Genomic DNA, 19428 nt, shown 5'->3' on the forward strand with positions numbered 1-19428 from the left:
ATTCTCTTACCAGAGGAAGATAGTTTCAATTTATATATTTATCTAAGGGTATATAGAACCAAGCTAAGATATACCTCTATAATCTTTGAGCTAGATAAGAATCACCCCAAAAGGTGATTTAAAACTTTCTCTTTGTAATTTAGGCAAAAATTGAGGCTTGGCAATGAATACAATCCGGATAGTTTTAATTGAAGATCATGACCTTACGCGAATTGGTATCCTTGCTGCATTGCAGAAAGTGGATAACTTTGAAGTCGTCGGTGATGCTAGAGATGCCGAGTCTGGTCTAAAGCTACTAAAAGCCACTCAACCAGATGTAGCGATAGTCGATGTCGGTCTGCCTAATATGAGCGGGATTGAGTTGACCCAACACTTCAAAAATTCAATAGATGCAGAACAGACACCTGCAACCAAAATTTTGATTATGACCATGCAGGATAGTGAAGAAACCGTTCTAGCTGCCTTCGCGGCTGGAGCAGACTCTTACTGTATGAAAGATGCCAGTATTGATAAATTAGTAGATGCTTTGCAAAGCACCGCTAGTGGAAATTCCTGGATTGATCCAGCAATTGCTCGCATCATCTTGCAGCAGACTCAAAAAACTTCAATTGATGCCAACGGACAGGCACTACCGGAGACAATTGTCATCAAAGGCTTATCACCACAAAATAGCCAAATTGTTGAAAGCTTCCCCCTCACCCCACGAGAATTAGATGTTTTGAGGCTGATTGTAGATGGATGCAGTAACGCTGCCATAGCCGAGCAACTCTATATTTCAGTAGGTACAGTTAAAACTCACGTTCGCAGTATTCTGAATAAGCTATGTGTCAGTGACCGCACTCAGATAGCAGTTCGGGCCTTGCGGGGTGGATTAGTTGCGTGACATCCTCAAGGTTTTATCTATAACCATGATTCATTCCTCCAATGGTTGCCTGAATTTGCCAAAAAAAACCTACCTAAGTAATAATTACTAGGAGAGAAAGGAGGAATTCAGATGACAATTGCTCAACAAAGGCCAGCCAGAAAAAAGTCAGCCGCTCAGAGATTATGGTTTTTGCATTGGCTCATGGCCTTATTCTACTTACTGATATTTGTTAGTGGTCGGGTGATGGTAAGTTTCTCAGATTCCTTTACTTACAGGGAGACTTTTTACGACTTCCATAAAGTGCTTGGGGCCGCCGTTATGAGTTTGTTGCTAGGGAGAATTTCTGTTCTGTTGCTGGCTCTGCGACACAAATATAGACGGCGTCAGCCTGAGCGGAAAGGGGACTGGTTACAAACTGTGGCGCTGCACACTGCGCTGTACTTTTTCATGCTGATCGTACCACTGAGCGGTTACTTTTTTTCTAACTCTGCTGGTTATGAGGTGAAAATATTTCAGACTGGGCTGGTGCTACCTCGCTTGTTTCCCACCAACAAACCTCTATATGACCTTGCCCAAAGTTTCCACTTTTGGATATCCTACACATTTCTAGCTTTTATTATCCTCCATTCCGTAGACCAAAGAAAATATTTACGCGCCCAAATGCGGCGGTTTTCTAAGGCACTCGTCTCATCAAAATGAATTTCCCAGAGTTTACTCAAATTTTATAAACTCGTCCCTTCCAAGCACCGCCGCGCCCTTGCCAATGAAGGATGGCTGAGTCTAGGGTCATGAGGGTATAGAGAAATGCGATCGCAGGTAAGCAAAAAGCCAAAGCCGGTGAACACCGATAAAAACCGATGATCGGCAAATAAGCCAAGGTCATCAACAACCATCCAGATAAACCTGTAAATGCTATTCCCCAATGCCCCATCAACAAACCCAAAATCATCCCCACAGGTGGCACTAAATAAACCAAAATCATCCCCAATAAACTGCCCACTAACAGCAAAGGGGAATAATTTAGTTGAGTATAGGCGCTGCGGGCTACCATATTCCAAATAGTCTCTAGGGAATCATAAGGACGCAAACTGCGAGTTAAATCACTCAATCCTAACCAGATGCGCCCCCCACTAGACTTAACCGCTTGGGCTAAAGCACAATCATCAATTAAAGCTTGGCGAATCACAGATAACCCACCAATTCTGGCTAAAGCTTCTCGACGAATCAAAATACAGCCCCCAGCTGCAGCAGCAGCTTTATTTTTGGGGTTATTTACCCAACGAAAGGGATAGAGTTTCTGGAAGAAAAACACAAAAGCTGGAATTAAAAGTTTTTCCCAAAAGCTATCACATCGGAGATGCACCATCACAGAAACTAGGTCTAAATCTTCTAGCACCGCTTTGGCAACCATGCGCCGGAGATGGCCAATATCATGTTCAATATCTGCATCGGTGAGCAAAAAATAGTCTGGTGCGAATTTAATACCTCTTTCAATGCCTTGTTCCATTGCCCAAAGCTTACCCGTCCAACCGGGAGGTAGAGATTCACCAGAGACAATATGTAATTGCTGGGGTTTGTTGACAGCGTGGGCAATTCCTTCGGCAAAATTGGCTGTTTGGTCTGTGCTGTTGTCGTCTACTACAACCACGCTAAAACTACCGGGATAATCTTGGAGTAAAAGCGATCGCAACGTCAAAGGTAACAATTGCGCTTCATTCCGGGCAGGAACCACCGCACAAACCACAGGTAAAAACGGCAAATCCAACTCTGCAACTTCTAATTGCTGGTCTACCCGCCAAAACTGCCCCCACAAACCTAGTAATCCGATCCAAATGACCAAAGATAAAAGCATCAGCCCGAAGACAATTGCCGCCATAACCTATTGTAAATTCTCTATGTTTGCTAGGTTTATACCATTGTTTCCTTACTCAAGGGTAATTCTTGATGCAAACATCCAACAGAGTAACCGCCAATCAACTTGCAGAGGCGATCGCCACCAGTCAAAACTTTCTCCTTTCGATTCAAAATACAGATGGTTACTGGTGGGCAGAATTAGAATCTAACGTCACCATCACCGCTGAAATAGTCCTCCTGCATAAAATTTGGGGAACAGACCAAACCAGACCCTTACACAAAGTTGAAGCTTACCTCCGTTCTCAGCAACGGCACCATGGGGGCTGGGAACTTTTTTATGGAGATGGCGGAGATTTAAGTACAACCGTAGAAGCCTACATGGCGCTGAAGTTACTAGGAGTACCAGCAACCGATCCAGCGATGATTCGGGCCCAAGCCTTTATTAAACCCCGTGGTGGCATCAGCAAAACTCGGATTTTCACCAAACTACATCTAGCCCTAATTGGTTGCTATGACTGGCGCGGACTCCCCTCTCTACCCCCTTGGGTCATGCTTCTACCTTCAACATTCCCAGTCAATATTTATGAAATGTCTAGCTGGGCCCGTTCTAGCACAGTGCCTTTGTTAATAGTCTTAGATCGTAAACCTGTTTATTTGACCCATCCCACCATCACTTTAGATGAACTATATAGAGAAGGAGTCGATCAAGTCCAGTTTGAATTACCCCCCAGTGGCGATTGGACAGATTTATTTATCACCCTTGATCATGGGTTTAAGTGGGCAGAAAGCTTAAATTTAATTCCTTTCCGGGAAGAAGGCATCAAAGCCGCCGAAAAATGGATTTTAGAAAGACAAGAAGCCACAGGCGATTGGGGTGGGATTATTCCCGCCATGCTGAATTCACTGCTGGCTTTGCGGTGCTTGGGTTATGAGGCTACCGACCCGATTATAGAACGAGGTTTGCAAGCAGTCGATAAATTTGCCATCGAAACAGAAGATAGTTATCGAGTGCAGCCTTGTATTTCACCTGTTTGGGATACAGCTTGGGCGATGCGGGCTTTGATGGAATCTGGTTTTGCAGCAGATCATCCCGCCCTAGTGCGGGGGGGAGAATGGTTATTGCAAAAGCAAATTCTCGATTATGGTGATTGGTCCGTGAAGAATCACCAAGGAAAACCAGGGGCTTGGGCCTTTGAGTTTGAAAATCGCTTTTATCCAGATGTCGATGATTCCGCAGTGGTGGTGATGGCACTCCAAGGTGCAAAACTGCCGAATCAACAACTCAAAGAAAATGCGATCGCCCGCGCCCTCAACTGGATTGCTTCCATGCAGTGCCAGCAAGGAGGTTGGGCAGCCTTTGATCTAGATAATGATCAAAATTGGCTCAACTTCATGCCCTACGCAGACTTAAAAGCCATGATCGACCCAAACACCGCAGATGTCACCGCTAGAGTATTAGAAATGCTAGGTTTGTGCCATCTGTCCATTGATCCTCAAAACCTAGAACGGGCCCTAGACTATCTCATGAGTGAGCAAGAACCCGAAGGCTGTTGGTTTGGTCGTTGGGGAGTAAATTACATTTATGGCACCAGTGGCGTATTATCAGCCCTAGCTTTAATTAATCCCCAAAAGCATCAACTCAGCATCCAACGCGGCGCAGCTTGGTTAGTCAAAACTCAAAACCCAGATGGTGGTTGGGGTGAAACTTGTCGCAGCTACGACAACCCCAACCTCAAAGGACAAGGACACAGCACAGCATCCCAAACCGCATGGGCATTAATTGGGCTAATAGCAGCAGGTGAAGCCACCGAAAAATTAGCCCTTGACACCATTGAAAAAGGAATTAGCTACCTATTAGCCACCCAGCAACCAAATGGTACTTGGGACGAAGCAGAGTTTACAGGTACTGGCTTCCCTGGTCATTTTTATTTAAAGTATCATCTCTATCAGCAGTATTTCCCATTAATAGCCCTAGGTCGCTATCAGGCGGTGATTAAAGAAAAAAGTTAATTTGTAGGGCAGGGGAGGCAGGGGGAGCGGCAATAGAAGATAATAGGACTTACTTCCTTTGGAAATTCATCCTAATTTTGGGCTTTTTTAATGGTGTTTTGATGCGTCTCTTTACGCATCCTACCCGTAGCGTGCGTTCCCTAACGCACGGATTAAGATTTTCAATGAATAAAACCAGCGCACATATTTAGCATTTTTTGTCAATGCGTAAGTCCTAGATAATTTAAATTCCGGCTCTGAATTCATTCACAGGCTAATAGCTCAACTCAGCTAAAGCTGACTAACACAGTCACTTTCGGCTGTTGAGAGCTTTATTTAGTCGGCTTGAGCCGACTTCTGCTATTAGCCTCTGAATTCATTCTCAGGCGGTAAGAGTGATAGATAAACAAACATGACAATAAATTACTTTCCTGATAAATTTAATATGGAGTTTACATAAACGTTTTTTACTCTCAGAAAAAATAATTGAAGCCAGATTCGGGGAATTTATTTTCATCAAGGTTTGAGGCTTTATTTCCTTAATCTAATTTATTAAACGCTAATACAGCTTTTTCTAAAGGATAAATATTCGTAGAAGTCACAGAAACCTCCGATAAATTAGTTACATTTTTGTAGCTTTAGCTGAATTTTGGTAGTGAATAGTGAGAAAAGGTAATCAAATCTACAACGTCAAATATCCCCAGTAAAAAGTTTTACTTTTGTGATTGTGTCTCTATTCAGATTAGAAGCTTAGGATCTACTGAAAACACTATTAAAAGATAGAGTATTAATGCAGAAACAATATATTTAAACCAGTCGAAAGACAGATGAAGCTAAATGTAAATAAACTTAAAGTTGTCAATATGAAGCAAAGGGCGTCATGAATTAAGGGTGCAGCTGCCCCAAGGACTAACATTAAATAACACAGAGTAAAAAGCATAGTGTTTACTCTGTGTTTATCTCTTTTGAATTTGGCTATTTACTTATAAAAAATATAATAAAAACCTTTACTAATCTAAGAAGTAGAGCAATCTAAAAACTTAAACAATTAAAAATTGCAGCCTGTAAACCCCGACTGAAACACAAGCTACCTTTAGAGGTAAGGGTTATTAGACTCTTTCCTTCCTGATAAAAACTGGTAATTCAAAGTTCTGTAGAGACGATTCATCAACCGTCTCTACAATGTCGTTTATTCAAATGCTAATGGCTGTAAGTAAGCAGTAGTGATAAAACTAATAAATTCAAAATTAGAGATTTTTAAATTTTGAATTGTTTTCACTCCCGCCGTTCTTGATAATCTTCAGAAGACTTCGGATCTAACTCCCACCGTGCATCATCACGGTGTTCTAAAATCTCGTTGGTGCGGAGAAAGGCGTAATCACTCATGGACAAGCCCACAGCTGCTTCTAAGTCCTCAGTCACATTTTGATCGGGAGTAGGAGCAGTACCACCAACAGCTTCATCCCCTACTGCATCAGCATCTTGCCAATAAGCATCAACATCACCCCCAGTCAGTTCGGGGCTTGTTTCTGTATAGTTGCGTTTTTCATCCTGCATTGAACGCCCACCGATATTGTATCCTGGCAAGTCTTTGACGCCAGTACCATAGGATTCAGTAATTGCCTGGGGCAAATCATCGGAATCGGATTTTATTTCATGTTTCTGATTTTTTTTGGGCATAATACTAGTTATTTTCTACATCCTCACCATAACGCTTTCATGCTGAAAATTTATATTACCGGGGATGTATAACTTTAGGTATAAAAAATCTATCTCTTGGGAACGAAGCTAAGTTAGTTATTCAATCATAGGCTGGTAAGTATAGGTTCATTAATGGTTTAGCTACTTGTAATTTGTAATTTTAAATTTGGTTATGAGTTAGGAGTTATTCAGCAATTATTTTCTTCTCTGACTGTTAATTCTTATTAATTTGTACAGGTACAAGTAATAATTTGCCTTCTTGTTAATTTGAATATTCTGGATAATTGAAACTGCCTGAATCCTAAATCACCAACATTTATTTTGAGCCGCGGAGGTAGAAAGTGGAATACAACGAATTCATTACACATGTCCAAAGCCTTGCCCAATCTAATTCTCGTGAAGAAGCAGAAATAGCTACCCGTGCCACATTAGAAACTATTAAAGAACGTATCCCTGGTGATGAAGTGCAAAATTTAGCGGCACAACTACCACAGGAACTAGCTAATCATCTGCGAAGGCAAGAGGAAGAAACTTTCCAAACTTTCCGCCTGCAAGAGTTCATTACCCGGGCGAGTCAAAAAGAAAATATTGAACCCACCACAACAGCAATTCATGTGCGGGCTGTATTTGCTGTGTTACAAAATGCCGTTTCTCCTGATAATTTTGCTAAATTTCACAGCTATTTCTCCCACGATTACGAAGAACTATTTGGCACATTACCAACAAGTGAAGTGCCTGCATAGTAAAGATTTACTCCAAATATGCCTGTGGCACTCTATGCTAACAAAATTCAAATATCTAACTAATTTATGAATGGATAATACTTTTCCCTGAATCAAAATTCTCCGTTGGCTAGAGTAACAGCAAAATGCAAACAAAAAAGTTTGATTTAACGACTATTGTAGTTTAAGCAAATCCTGGAAATAAGCAAAATTTATGACCAATCATCACAATTCTTCCGGTAAGAAAAAAGTTGCTATCCTCATTGAGCATGGCGTCGAGGATGTAGAATTTACAGTTCCCTATAACGGACTAAAACAAGCGAAAATAGAAATAGTTGTTCTCGGTTCCCGAATGAATGAAAAATATAAGGGTAAACGTGGTAAACTCACCATGCAACCAGATGGCACGACCACAGAAGCTATTGCTTCAGAATTCGATGCAGTGATAATTCCCGGTGGTATAGCTCCCGACAAAATGCGGCGAAATCTTAATACAGTTCGCTTTGTTCAAGAGGCGATGCAACAAGGAAAATTAGTCGCTGCGATTTGTCACGGCGCACAAGTTTTGATTGAAGGCGATTTGCTCAAAGGTAAACAAGCTACTGGCTTTATCGCTATTCGCAAAGATATGATTAACGCTGGCGCCAACTATTTAGATGAGCCGTTGGTAGTTGACGAAAATTTGATTACTTCCCGTGAACCAGGGGACTTGGCAATTTTTACGACTGCAATCTTGAATCGCTTGGGTTATGGTGGTAAAGAAGTTGCATTACCAAATGAAAAAGATACAAGTGCTGAATGGTGGAAATTAGCTGATGCTTGGGGCGGCTCAACTAAGGGTGATATTGGTAAAGGGTTAAATACTGTTTTAGCTGGTGAGCGTTATTGCTTAGAAGCATTAGAACAGTATTTAGAAAAAGAATCGGATACGGAAGTAAAATCGCTTTTTCAGGAGATGATAAGTAATAAGCAACGCCATACTGAAAAGCTGGAAACTTATCTTCATAAATTAGGTGAAAAAACTTCTTTATCTGCCAATATTGCCAATCAATATGCCAAGGTAAAAGCTGCCTTTACCGGGAGTGATGACATATATCAGTTACGTTGTGCTTTGGGCGATGTGCAAACGGGTATTGGCGATATTGCCAATTTATGTGTAATGTACACTGACCCGGTAGCAACAGCAATTTTTAAAGAAATTTACAACGATTTAGTGAAATATGAACAGCGATTGCTAGAGATGTATCGGTCGCGGTTAGCAGCTGGGGTGAAGCCTCCTAAACCTACTTCAGCGGCGGCTGTGACGATGTAATTTTTTTCAAGAAACATGAGGCTTAAAGAACACACCAAAAGACAGATTCTTTAAGCCTCATAGCAATTTTATATTTGGGGTTAACAGTGCGGAGGAGGGGTTGACAAACCTGCGGATTAACTCTATCGCTTACCTTGTTTTTCCACAAAATAAGACAACTGCATTAAACTTGTACTCAATCCATAATGTATTTGAGGTTGTTTATGAATCGTATCTTTGCTTGGCTACAAAACACAATTTTACGCCAATTTATGATAGTTTGTCTGGTAGGATTTGCGTTTTTTGGAATGCAGGCTTTGAATTCCAGTAATACAATCTTACTGGCAGAAGCCCAAATACAAGAAACTGTGAAAACTCCAGAGGGTATTTATTACAAAGGCACTCCTGATAATCGGGCTACTATAAATGATAATCAGGTTGAGAATGCCCAGAATAGACTCAAAGAGACTACTAAAGATGTGCGAGATAAACTCAATCTAGATGAAGAAATCCCTGAATCTACAAAACAATTTTTAGATTCGGCTCAAACTAAAGTTGAAGAAGCTGTAGAACCAATTACTGGTAGGAGACACGGATACTACCAGGAAAATATTCCCCAAACAGGAACAACGGATAGAAGATAAAAACTCCTCCCCTCAACCCTCCTTTGCTCAATCATGCACATACTCTTTAGCTTCATGAGTGAAGTAAAAATATGAGTGACACAAGTGTTAAGAAAATAGACTCCAGCCATTCCCCCAAAGGTAAATTTGGTCAGAAATACCTTGCATCTGGCAAAACTGTTTCTATGCGGCTTTGGGAAGATGAGCAACCAGGGGAAGATAAACAACAAACTCAGCGAGACTATGAAACAGTTGGTTATGTTATTGATGGTCGTGCAGAGTTGCAGATTGAAGGACAAACTATTTTGCTAGAACCGGGGAGTTCTTGGGTAGTACCAAAAGGGTCGCACCATCAATATAAAATTCTCGAACCATTTACTGCTGTTGAAGCAACAAGTCCCCCGGCTCAAGTTCATGGACGCGATGAAAATTAAGCTAAATAAATATGTGATTTTTCGGTGAGAATACTCTCAGCAATCTAACACCCCATAGCCTTTTTCTCTAGTAGGGAAGCTACGGTGTACACACAAGTTATCCGATTACCCTAAAAGTCTTGAAAAACCTCAAAGAGTCCTGACGGACATTCCTCTCCAACCCATAGAGAGGGAAAAGCAAAGCCAAAGCAGAACGAGGATGAGGTTTTGTTTCCTGTGTTCGCACAACCATAAATTGCATTGAGAGAGACTTGTGTGTACACTCTAGACTAGGGTAGGGGGAATAATTGAAAGCCTCTCTCCTTTTATTAGGAGAGAGGTTTTAGCTTGTGATAGAGTTTGTTTCAATTCAAATAATTTGTATAATCAAGTCAATTACAGAATCAGACAGTCTGATATCAAAGAGTGAAAATACCTAAATTACAACAGGATATGGATGTTTGCCTATAAAATTAGATACCAAGTAAGTAGGCGAAAAGAAATCAAACTATGTTAAGCAAAGTAAAAACTATTGAAATTTGCTCGTAGTGAGGGCTTCAGCGCTCAAAGTAGGGCTAAAGCCCTCACTACCAACCTTGAATTATTTACGCCAACCTACTTATTCTAAACAATAATATCTGGTAATAATGACAGCGCTATGACGCACCACATTTTAAAAGCTACCACCTCAACAGTGCATTTAGGTGGCTTCTCCCATCTGCTAGAACCAGCGCTGATTGTTAATTCTGGGGACACTATTGACGTAGAAACTTACTCTGGTTATTACGTTTATGACAAAGCACCACAAGAGTTTCTCACACAAGAATTTATTGATATCTGCGAAAATCTGCCTCCAGAACGCAAAGTTGCTGGGGGCCCCCACTTACTAACGGGGCCGATTTATGTGCAGGATGCAGAACCAGGAGATGTTTTAGAGGTAGAATTACAAGCGATCGCACCTCGCCTATCCATTGGTTTTAATGCGATTCGTAGCGGTTGGGGAGCATTACCACAGCAGTTTTCCCAACCAGCATTGAGATTCATTCCCCTAGATTTAGTCAACAACTTCGCGGAATTTCCCGCGGGTAGCGGCATCAAAATTCCCCTCAAACCCTTTTTTGGCATCCTTGGTGTAGCCACTGATGATGCTTCCCGCACTTCCGTTCCCCCTGGTGCTTATGGTGGTAATATCGACAACCGCCAATTACAAGCAGGTTCGCGGCTATTTTTGCCGGTATTCCTTCCCGGTGCCTTATTCTCCATTGGTGATGGACATTCAGCCCAGGGAGATGGTGAAGTTAATGTTACCGCCATTGAAACTTCGATGAACGGTAGAATTAAACTCAAACTCCGCAAAGATTTACAACTCACAGCACCCATCGCCGAAACTTCTACAGATATGATCACAATGGGGTTTGCTGCAACTTTAGATGAAGCCTTAGAACTAGCTTTAAAAAATATGATTGATTATCTAGAACGCTTCGCCAATTTGACGCCAGAAGATGCTTATGTCTTGTGTAGTTTAGCTGTAAATTTCCATATCACCCAAGTTGTTAACAGTCCCCAAAAAGGTGTACATGGAATGTTATCTAAGTCAATTTTGCCCAAATCAATGTTATAAGAAAACAAGATAACCCAATTCTCAGAAAAATCGGGTATCTGTAGCTTTCCGAGATTAAATTATCACCTGAACAACGCCCAAGCCAAAAACCTTTCGGTGTAATATAACGATAATTGATTGCTCACCCCATTAAAAACGGCGTCAAAAGCATGTTCTGCCCAAGGTATTTCCAGAAAAACCGCAGTGTTACCAGAGTTATGTAAACGTTCGTACATCTGTCTACCAAATCGCGCTTCTACTAAATGGTCACGACTGCCGTAAATTAATAAAGTAGGTGGTAAAGGGCGCGTCACATAATTAATGGGTGAAGCAATTTCATACTGTTTTGGCAATTCTTCTGGAGAACCACCAATAAATGTTTTTAAAACCGCGCGGGTGTTAATGGGATCTGGATTTGGCGGTGACTTGTATCCTTCAGTTAAGTTAACAGGCCCGTAATAATTGACTACAGCCCGAATGGGTGGTGCATCTGGTTCATAAGCCGCCAGCATTGCCAAATGTGCCCCGGCAGAACGTCCTAACAACACCATCTGTTCTGTATCGGCTTCATATTCATCGCCATGTTTATGAATAAAATTTAGGGCTGTACGCACGTCATCTAACTGCGCCGGAAATTGATATTTGGGTGCGTGTCGATAGTCAATGGCAAATACTGTATATCCACGACTGGCAATGTATTGATTAAATGCAGAATTGGACTGAGGATTGCCAAATTGCCAAGCTCCACCATATATTACTACCAGTGTTGGATATATTCCCACTTCTGCAGGTTGGTAAACTTCCATTGTTAAAGGCACTCCCGCGGGAGTAGCAAACACAATACCTGTTTGATGGCGCGTTTTGCTTGATGGAATACCCGCGAAAGCATTAACTAAATTAAAGGGACTCTTTTGCATCTTGGCGCTGACTTGGAAGGGAATTTTTTCTAGATAATCTGCACCCAACCCTTGTTTCATCGCTTTAGCCATTTGCATTTGAGTTGGTGGTATATTCACTAGCACCAACGCAGAAAGTAACAATCCTATTAAGCTGAAAATGCAGGCTAGGAGCTTTATTTGAAGCTGAGGGATGTAGAAAAAAGACAACAAGAAAGAAAGCAGACTTAAGATAAACAACAAAGGACTGACTTCTGGCGCTCCCACTCCTAGCTTGAGTAAAAACATATTTGGAGCCGGAAGAATAATCCAAGAACTGAGAAATAGACTAACAAAACTTAGTAGGATGGTCAGCGATGATAAAACTATTTGGCTTTTGTAGGACATGGAGGATAAATTAATTTGCTTTGATCTGATATTTATACTCTAGAAATTCAAAACTATACAGCAGATTGCAATTTGGTGAGGTACAGATTATCGTAGAGGCACAACAATGTTGTGCCCCTAGCGGCGTACTTCATTTACCTGAAAAATGCTGTATAGTCAAAATTCTGTTTTATGGTAGCGCAACGCACCATCCTAGATTCTCGGTGCGTTAAGACTAACGTCCATAACGCACCCTACCAAATGAAAGGTTTTTGGACTTGTGTGTACACCGTAGCCTTCTAGGGAAGAGGCTTTAAATTTTAATTTAACCCTTTTCTAGAAAAATTGTAGGCTTGAGCGATGGCGAAACCCCATAAATGCATCGTGGGCATCGCCCATCCTACTCAATTATTCACCCTTTGCTGTTTAAGCTAAAAATGCGATAGTACAACCATGTACTAAATTCTTTAACAGGAAATAGCACATAAGTCAACGGGTTTACCGTGACAATGATATTTCTAAAATCCCGCTTTGCTAAAAGCAAAATACCCCGTGCAACTTGCGATGCTGACATCACACCGTAGGGATTTAGTTGACTCTTAAACGGCCCCAAGATTAATTTGCGAATTACACAAACCTCATCTAGTCGCTTGAGGGTAACAATATCTCCCAAGGCTCGTTTGCTGAGTTCATAAAGTGGACTCAAGGCGGGGGAGACTTCAGCTTCAGAGGTGTTAACCCAAATTTCCTTAGTTGCTTTGGCTTCTCCACCTGTGACAGTTGCAGAAAATATATCTATCAACTGTAATGCTGAAAAGGTATTTACTTCGTAGGAATTTTTGATTGCTGCTGATGTGCGATTGGTGTAGACATTGACGCCATGATTAATAATCAGAATATCGACTTTCTCTAAACTATTTTTCAGTTCAGCTTCGTTTCCCAATTGCCAAGAAACCACTTTTACACCAGCTTGCGCCTGGATTTTTTCGGGATTGGTGGTTAAGGCTATAACTTTAGCATTGTGCTTGAGCAGTTCTGCCCCTAATGCTTGCCCTAATGCACCTGATGCACCTGTTAAAGCGATGGTTTTACCTTTGAGAGAAAGTCCTGTTCCTAATACTTTATCTACTAAGGGAAATACACCGCTGTAGTAGGCGTTGACATCGTCAAAATGGTGACGCCAATGGTATGTTCGATTTACCCACCAAACGGAGGGAATTGTCTCTAATGGGCCGGGTAGGTGGTTGTAGTCTGTATCAATTGTGCCTTGGAAATATCGCAGAGATGCAGCATACAAGAAGGTGCAAGTATAGGCGACTCCTAACCATAATCCCCATTGCTGGGCAATTAAGGCTATTAGGGTCAAAATAACTACCAATATGCTTGACTCGACAATATCGTGGTAAAGCTGGGAATCTATGTAAGCTTTTTGGGAAACTAGGGATAAATCCCGACGATAAGCTGCATGGTGTTTGTTGTGCCATTTAGCCAGCCAGGTTATCTGATGACACAAAGCATGATAGATGTCTCTTAATACCTCAGCCAGCAAAAGTGATAAGAGTCCCCAACCAGCAAACCGCAAACAGGTATTTATTAAAATCCAATCAATATTTAATTGACCCTCAAATCCTATCCAGCTTTCAGCTAATATCCTGATCATCTGTTTTTCCACACCATCTTTTCTTAATTATTCACTCTAGTTGGTTTTGTCGGTTCTCAGTGTCCGTCAATTCCTTGAGTAACTCCTTAAATAACAACTTAACAGCATGGGCCGCCACACGCATCCTTGCCAATTTCCCAGGACGGCCAGCAGCTTTTTCATCGTCTATGTGCTTACCTAATAATTCGCCGATTTCATTTCCAAGTCGGCATCGGTGAATTTCAATCGTGACGAAAACCCGTTGCCACATGAATTTACGGCAAACGCTACCTCAGGGCAATTTCTGGGAACTGCTGGAAAAAGGCAAAAACAGCGTTAATTTTGCTTCATTGCAAGTCGAGTAAACTTATCAAAATCTTGGTATCAACTAACTGATTACCAACTGGTAGCCGATTACCAGTAACCCAAGCTTGTTGAAGTTGAAACTGATAAATCCTACGAGGAGAATCATTCAGATAATCCGCAGCAGTTCTTAAAAGTGGTTTCGTTGCCCGACTTGCAAGCAACTGGAAAGCTTTCTCTGTATAATCTTGGTTTAACTCAGATGCAGTACCGTCAAAATACAAACCTTCTGGACTTCCTTCTGCAATGCTCGAATCATAAATAGCGATCGCCACTCTTCCGTGATTACTATAAATATTTTGTGAGTGCTTGGACGCAACAGCAGAAGACCAGTAAATGTTCAAGCTGTCATCATAAGCAAAAAATACAGGGGATACCCAAGGAAAACCATCGACTGAGCAAGTAGATAGCGTGCAGTAAAGATTGTTAGCAATGATACAACGCGCCTTAGCTATGACCTCTGGGTTTTTTGAATCGATGGTGTTAACCCATCCGTTGACAGCAGTTGCAGCTTCCATGATGGCTATACCTGCTAGAGTTCCGTTTCATTGCATTCCCCACCAAACGTACCAGTCCACAATAATTAAAGGTAGGAAATGTCACATTTCTCAACTGTCACCACAAAACTAACTAACGGGGTGAAATCAACTTGGGGCTTTCAAAAAATCAGACAAGATAACCCTCTTCTATCACTCTCGGAAAACAAAAATCGAAGGCAACCTTTAAAACTCTGGCTGGGGCTGGATTTGTGGCTTTATTTTCTAATATGATGGATAGAATCATTGCTTTAGACAAAAACTCTTGTGTGGTAAGGGTTACATCTCTTCATCTGCGGAGGGTGACAGAAGAGGGGTATGAGGCAGTAGCCTATTTTAGTGCAACGAATCGAACTCAGTTACAGCAGGCATATTGGGCACTTTTATTATTTTTTCAATTGTTCTAAATAAACAGTAACCTCTATCATAATTTTGTTACATTCCTGTTAAGAATAATTAGAATCCTCTTAACACAAGGAAATATTTCTTATGGTAGTTTCACTTGAAAATAATGCACCACATCAGGTTGTTATTGTTGGTGGTGGCTTTGGTGGACTGTATGCAGCAAAGGCTCTGAAGACAGCAAATGTAAATGTTACTCTCATTGATAAACGTAACTTTCACCTATTTCAGCCGCTTTTATATCAAGTTGCGACAGGTACGCTATCACCTTCTGATATTTCCGCACCATTGCGATCTGTATTCAGCAAAAGCAAGAATACCAAGGTGCTGTTGGGAGAAGTAAATGATATTGATCCAAAAGCGCAACAAGTTATTCTGGGTGATGAAGTAGTACGATACGATACGTTAATTGTCGCCACCGGTGCGAACCATTCCTATTTTGGTAAGGATAGCTGGAAAGAAGTTGCTCCTGGCTTGAAAACGGTGGAAGATGCGATAGAAATGCGTCGGCGGATATTTGGCGCATTTGAAGCAGCAGAAAAAGAAACTGATCTCGAAAAACGCCGTGCTTTTTTGACTTTTGTAATTGTGGGGGGTGGCCCGACTGGTGTAGAATTAGCAGGTGCGATCGCGGAATTGGCATACAAAACTCTCAAAGAAGATTTCCGCAACATCGACACCTCAGAAACGAAAATTTTACTGTTGCAAGGAGGCGATCGCCTTCTCCCACACATTGCACCAGTGTTATCCCAAGCAGCAGCAGTATCTTTGCAAAAGTTGGGTGTGTTTATCCACACTAACACCAGGGTGACAAATATTGAAGATGATATTGTTACTTTCAAGCAAGGCGATGAATCAACAGAAATTGCCTCAAAAACTATATTGTGGGCAGCAGGTGTTCAAGGTTCTCCAATGGGGAAAGTCCTAGCAGAAAGTACAGGTGTAGAGTGCGATCGCTCCGGACGTGTAATTGTAGAACCTGACTTGACTATCAAGGGTTATAACAACATTTTCGTAATTGGAGATTTAGCCAACTTCTCCCATCAAGATGGTAAACTCTTACCTGGTGTTGCACCCGTAGCTAAACAAGAAGGAGAGTATGTAGGTAAACTAATTCAACGACGGCTTCAAGGTCATACTTTGCCACCATTTCATTACAACCATGTAGGTAGTTTGGCGATGATTGGGCAAAATTTAGCTGTTGTAGATTTAGGCTTCATCAAACTCCAAGGTTTCCTTGCTTGGGTATTTTGGCTACTAGTTCACATCTACTTCTTAATCGAGTTTGACACTAAATTACTAGTAGTCTTTCAGTGGGCGTGGAATTATATCACTCGTAATCGTCGCTCTAGATTAATTACAGTTCGAGGAGCTTTTGTAGAAACAAAAACTGTTAACACTTAGTCATTACCTGTAGCGGACTGCTTTCCATCGGGCGATAAGACTGCAACCAGCGGCATTTTTGAAACCACATTAAGACTGAAGCACAATTATAGTTGCAGGTAATCCTGGTTTGCTCAGTTCTTGATTGCAGGTTTGAAAGATTCGCCTTGCAGGTCGCTCAGTTCGGCTCAAAATTCTCTCATAGAGCCTCCCGCTCCCGGAAGGGATACAAAATTCTAAATTAGTATATATTTTATGTTTCAATATCAAACATTTTTAGTAACAGGTGGACTTGGTTTTATCGGCTCTAATTTTATTTTGAAGGCTATCAAGGAGCGGTGGGCTAACATTATCAATTTAGATAAGCTAACATACGCCAGCAATCCACAAAATTTAGCAGAATTGCCGGATGATTCTGCATATCATTTTGTCCGTGGAGACATCGCTGATATTAAGTTATTGTGCAGTCTGCTAGAACAGTATCAACCAAATGCAGTTATTAACTTTGCTGCTGAGAGCCATGTTGATCGCTCAATCCTCAGTCCCCAGGATTTTATTCAGACCAATATAGTAGGAACATTCCAACTTTTAGAAGCTAGTAAAATCTATTGGGAAAAATTATCGCCGCAAAAACGAGAGCAATTTCGTTTCTTACATATATCTACCGATGAAGTCTACGGCTCACTAAGTCCGGCAGAGCCAGCTTTTCGGGAAGATACTGCTTATGCTCCCAACAGTCCTTATTCTGCATCAAAAGCAGGGTCTGATCATCTTGTTAGAGCTTACTTTCACACTTATAATCTTCCCACTTTAATCACTAACTGTTCAAACAACTATGGCCCACGCCAGTTTCCCGAAAAACTGATTCCTTTGATAATTCTCAACGCTTTGCATGGTAAACCTTTACCAATTTATGGTGATGGACAGAATATTCGAGACTGGTTATATGTCCTAGATCACTGCGAAGCCCTCTATCAGGTCTTGCAACACGGTCGAATCGGAGAAACTTATAACATTGGTGGTAATAAAGAACAGACAAACCTCACAGTTGTTGAGAAAATTTGTGTACTCCTCGATGAGTTGTTATCTAAACCCAACTTCAGCCACTCTTCTCTGATTACTTTTGTCAAAGACCGTCCTGGTCACGACCGACGCTATGCCATAGATTGTAGCAAAATCTGCTCTGAATTAGGCTGGCAGCCAAAGGAAGACTTTAATAGTGGTTTATTAAAGACAATTCAGTGGTATCTGAACAATCCAACTTGGGTAGAGCAAGTTCAATCAGGCGCTTACCAAACTTGGATTCAGCAAAATTATAAAAATGTTCGCTGAAAATACCGAAATTAAAACCTAAAATTTTTTTGGTTTTTTACGTTTTAATGTCTTTTATTTTCAGGTAAATGAACCACACCACAGAAACTCTTTCCCCGTGTACAGACCTTGTATCCAAAGTCTCTACAGTGGTCTAATTAACCGAAAACTGCTGTAATCGTCAGTGATTTACCGAAGATGACGATATCAGGTGCGCTAACTCCAGTGTAACGCACCCATTAGAGCAAAACTACTGAGGTAAAACCTGCCGCAGCGCTGCTAAAAGCTGATCCACGCTTTCTTTACGACTATTAAAACCCATCAACCCCACACGCCAAACCTTACCAGCGAGTTCTCCCAAACCGCCACCAATCTCAATATCATGCTCATGCAATAACTGCTTGGCAACTGCCTTACCATCAATCCCTTCTGGAATGCAGACAGTAGTTAAAGTTGGTAAACGGTACTCTCGCTCAACGTGCAAACTTAATCCTAACTCTTCCAACCCTGCCCAAAGATACTCTACATTCTTTTGATGACGTTGCCAGCAATTTGCTAATCCCTCCTCAGCGACTAAACGCAGCGCTTCCCGCAGTGCATAATATAAATTAATCGGGGCTGTGTGGTGATAGGTGCGTTCAGCACCCCAATATTTCCCCAGCAACGACATATCCAAATACCAGTTAGCGACCTTTGTTTGGCGTTTTTGCAACTTCTCCACTGCACGGGGACTCATGGTAAAAGGCGAAGCACCCGGAGAACAACCCAAACCCTTTTGACTACAGCTATAAGCTAAATCAACTCCCCAGTCATCCAAAAATATCGGCACACCACCCAAACTGGTCACTGTATCCACCAGCAACAAAGTGCCAAATTCCCGACACAACTCACCAACTCCTTCTAAAGGTTGACGTGCACCGGTGGAGGTTTCTGCATGGACTAAGGCTAAGATAGCTGGACGATGAGTTTGTAGCGCGGTGCGGAGTTCATCGAGGGTGAAAACTTTTCCCCAAGGTTTGGTAATAGTCCGTACATCTGCGCCATATCTCCCCGCCATATCCACGAGGCGACTACCGAAATAACCAGCTACACCAATCAACACCACATCACCAGGTTCGGTCACATTGGCGATAGTTGCTTCCATTGCTGCTGTACCCGTACCGCTAACGGCAATGGTGAGGGGGTTTTCCGTTTGCCAAGTGTAGCGCAGCAGAGACTGAATCTCATCCATGAGTGCCAGAAATGCGGGATCAAGATGTCCAACGGGGGAGGTGTTCATCGCCTGAAGTACGGCAGGATGGGCATTGGATGGCCCAGGCCCCAGCAGTAACCGAGAGGGGATTTTTAGGGGTGCGAGTAGCAACCTAAGGCTTTCGTTGATGGAGATTATTGGCGTCATCATCTGTTTAAGGTTAGACGGTTGTTAACAAATCATAGTGCGATCGCTATGCGGGTGCTGTTGCCCAACCATCCT

The 19428-nt window shown here is 41.8% G+C and carries 17 protein-coding genes; 10 read left to right on the forward strand and 7 right to left on the reverse strand.

Going from position 1 to position 19428, the window contains the following annotated elements:
• The first annotated feature begins 163 nt into the window (after positions 1–163).
• Entirely contained in the window at positions 164–883 is a 720-nt protein-coding gene (locus tag H6G32_RS06070; RefSeq protein WP_190456142.1) for a response regulator, read from the forward strand.
• 111 nt (positions 884–994) lie between these two features.
• A complete protein-coding gene (locus H6G32_RS06075; RefSeq protein ID WP_190456144.1) occupies positions 995–1564 on the forward strand; it encodes a cytochrome b in 570 nt (189 codons plus the stop codon).
• Positions 1565–1580: 16 nt separating this feature from the next.
• Here H6G32_RS06075 and H6G32_RS06080 read toward each other — a convergent pair whose 3' ends face one another.
• On the reverse strand, positions 1581–2741 hold the full coding sequence (locus H6G32_RS06080; protein WP_190456146.1) for a glycosyltransferase: 1161 nt from the start codon (positions 2739–2741) through the stop codon (positions 1581–1583).
• 68 nt (positions 2742–2809) lie between these two features.
• Here H6G32_RS06080 and shc point away from each other — a divergent pair, with 68 nt between their 5' ends.
• The gene (gene shc / locus H6G32_RS06085; protein WP_190456148.1) at positions 2810–4729 is read left to right on the forward strand and encodes a squalene--hopene cyclase; all 1920 of its coding nucleotides are present in this window, start codon (positions 2810–2812) and stop codon (positions 4727–4729) included.
• A gap of 1254 nt (positions 4730–5983) precedes the next feature.
• On the opposite strand, the gene H6G32_RS06090 is transcribed toward shc, so the two are convergent.
• The gene (locus H6G32_RS06090) at positions 5984–6388 is read right to left on the reverse strand and encodes a DUF6335 family protein (protein ID WP_190456150.1); all 405 of its coding nucleotides are present in this window, start codon (positions 6386–6388) and stop codon (positions 5984–5986) included.
• A 362-nt stretch (positions 6389–6750) separates the two neighbouring features.
• Between H6G32_RS06090 and H6G32_RS06095 the strand changes: the two genes are divergently transcribed.
• The 5 genes from H6G32_RS06095 to H6G32_RS06115 all read left to right on the forward strand — a co-directional run bounded on the left by H6G32_RS06095 (position 6751) and on the right by H6G32_RS06115 (position 11079).
• The gene (locus H6G32_RS06095; RefSeq protein ID WP_190456152.1) at positions 6751–7152 is read left to right on the forward strand and encodes a DUF2267 domain-containing protein; all 402 of its coding nucleotides are present in this window, start codon (positions 6751–6753) and stop codon (positions 7150–7152) included.
• A gap of 193 nt (positions 7153–7345) precedes the next feature.
• Positions 7346–8443 carry a DJ-1/PfpI/YhbO family deglycase/protease gene (locus H6G32_RS06100; protein WP_190456154.1) on the forward strand — a complete coding sequence of 366 codons (1098 nt, stop codon included), beginning with the start codon at positions 7346–7348 and terminating at the stop codon, positions 8441–8443.
• Positions 8444–8646: 203 nt separating this feature from the next.
• A complete protein-coding gene (locus H6G32_RS06105; protein WP_190456156.1) occupies positions 8647–9066 on the forward strand; it encodes a hypothetical protein in 420 nt (139 codons plus the stop codon).
• A 71-nt stretch (positions 9067–9137) separates the two neighbouring features.
• Positions 9138–9479, forward strand: a complete 342-nt coding sequence (locus H6G32_RS06110; RefSeq protein WP_190456158.1) for a cupin domain-containing protein — start codon at positions 9138–9140, stop codon at positions 9477–9479.
• 637 nt (positions 9480–10116) lie between these two features.
• A complete protein-coding gene (locus H6G32_RS06115) occupies positions 10117–11079 on the forward strand; it encodes an acetamidase/formamidase family protein (RefSeq protein WP_190456160.1) in 963 nt (320 codons plus the stop codon).
• A gap of 62 nt (positions 11080–11141) precedes the next feature.
• Here H6G32_RS06115 and H6G32_RS06120 read toward each other — a convergent pair whose 3' ends face one another.
• The 4 genes from H6G32_RS06120 to H6G32_RS06135 form a co-directional block, all read right to left on the reverse strand.
• Positions 11142–12341 carry an alpha/beta hydrolase gene (locus tag H6G32_RS06120; protein WP_190456162.1) on the reverse strand — a complete coding sequence of 400 codons (1200 nt, stop codon included), beginning with the start codon at positions 12339–12341 and terminating at the stop codon, positions 11142–11144.
• Between the two features lie 391 nt (positions 12342–12732).
• Positions 12733–13980, reverse strand: coding sequence for a bifunctional sterol desaturase/short chain dehydrogenase (locus H6G32_RS06125; protein ID WP_190456164.1), 1248 nt, complete (start codon positions 13978–13980; stop codon positions 12733–12735).
• A gap of 31 nt (positions 13981–14011) precedes the next feature.
• A complete protein-coding gene (locus H6G32_RS06130; RefSeq protein WP_190456166.1) occupies positions 14012–14230 on the reverse strand; it encodes a hypothetical protein in 219 nt (72 codons plus the stop codon).
• A 76-nt stretch (positions 14231–14306) separates the two neighbouring features.
• Positions 14307–14840 (reverse strand): pyridoxamine 5'-phosphate oxidase family protein, encoded by a 534-nt coding sequence (locus tag H6G32_RS06135; RefSeq protein WP_190456168.1) that lies wholly within the window; start codon positions 14838–14840, stop codon positions 14307–14309.
• A gap of 507 nt (positions 14841–15347) precedes the next feature.
• Here H6G32_RS06135 and H6G32_RS06140 point away from each other — a divergent pair.
• Positions 15348–16664, forward strand: coding sequence for an NAD(P)/FAD-dependent oxidoreductase (locus tag H6G32_RS06140; RefSeq protein ID WP_190456170.1), 1317 nt, complete (start codon positions 15348–15350; stop codon positions 16662–16664).
• A 234-nt stretch (positions 16665–16898) separates the two neighbouring features.
• Positions 16899–17975 carry a dTDP-glucose 4,6-dehydratase gene (rfbB, locus tag H6G32_RS06145; RefSeq protein ID WP_190456172.1) on the forward strand — a complete coding sequence of 359 codons (1077 nt, stop codon included), beginning with the start codon at positions 16899–16901 and terminating at the stop codon, positions 17973–17975.
• A 229-nt stretch (positions 17976–18204) separates the two neighbouring features.
• On the opposite strand, the gene H6G32_RS06150 is transcribed toward rfbB, so the two are convergent.
• Positions 18205–19353 (reverse strand): alanine--glyoxylate aminotransferase family protein, encoded by a 1149-nt coding sequence (locus H6G32_RS06150; protein ID WP_190456309.1) that lies wholly within the window; start codon positions 19351–19353, stop codon positions 18205–18207.
• Between the last annotated feature and the right edge of the window lie 75 nt (positions 19354–19428).

The sequence above is a fragment of the Cylindrospermum sp. FACHB-282 genome, assembly GCF_014697195.1.
GTDB lineage: Bacteria > Cyanobacteriota > Cyanobacteriia > Cyanobacteriales > Nostocaceae > Cylindrospermum.

Coding starts and splice junctions, on each gene's coding strand:
- shc (WP_190456148.1), top strand. CDS start 2,810: ATGCAAACATCCAACAGAGTAACCGCCAATCAACTTGCAGAGGCGATC.
- H6G32_RS06105 (WP_190456156.1), top strand. CDS start 8,647: ATGAATCGTATCTTTGCTTGGCTACAAAACACAATTTTACGCCAATTT.
- H6G32_RS06110 (WP_190456158.1), top strand. CDS start 9,138: ATGAGTGACACAAGTGTTAAGAAAATAGACTCCAGCCATTCCCCCAAA.
- H6G32_RS06135 (WP_190456168.1), bottom strand. CDS start 14,840: ATGGAAGCTGCAACTGCTGTCAACGGATGGGTTAACACCATCGATTCA.
- rfbB (WP_190456172.1), top strand. CDS start 16,899: ATGTTTCAATATCAAACATTTTTAGTAACAGGTGGACTTGGTTTTATC.
- H6G32_RS06115 (WP_190456160.1), top strand. CDS start 10,117: ATGACGCACCACATTTTAAAAGCTACCACCTCAACAGTGCATTTAGGT.
- H6G32_RS06075 (WP_190456144.1), top strand. CDS start 995: ATGACAATTGCTCAACAAAGGCCAGCCAGAAAAAAGTCAGCCGCTCAG.
- H6G32_RS06080 (WP_190456146.1), bottom strand. CDS start 2,741: ATGGCGGCAATTGTCTTCGGGCTGATGCTTTTATCTTTGGTCATTTGG.
- H6G32_RS06070 (WP_190456142.1), top strand. CDS start 164: ATGAATACAATCCGGATAGTTTTAATTGAAGATCATGACCTTACGCGA.
- H6G32_RS06100 (WP_190456154.1), top strand. CDS start 7,346: ATGACCAATCATCACAATTCTTCCGGTAAGAAAAAAGTTGCTATCCTC.
- H6G32_RS06130 (WP_190456166.1), bottom strand. CDS start 14,230: ATGTGGCAACGGGTTTTCGTCACGATTGAAATTCACCGATGCCGACTT.
- H6G32_RS06125 (WP_190456164.1), bottom strand. CDS start 13,980: ATGATCAGGATATTAGCTGAAAGCTGGATAGGATTTGAGGGTCAATTA.
- H6G32_RS06150 (WP_190456309.1), bottom strand. CDS start 19,353: ATGACGCCAATAATCTCCATCAACGAAAGCCTTAGGTTGCTACTCGCA.
- H6G32_RS06090 (WP_190456150.1), bottom strand. CDS start 6,388: ATGCCCAAAAAAAATCAGAAACATGAAATAAAATCCGATTCCGATGAT.
- H6G32_RS06140 (WP_190456170.1), top strand. CDS start 15,348: ATGGTAGTTTCACTTGAAAATAATGCACCACATCAGGTTGTTATTGTT.
- H6G32_RS06120 (WP_190456162.1), bottom strand. CDS start 12,341: ATGTCCTACAAAAGCCAAATAGTTTTATCATCGCTGACCATCCTACTA.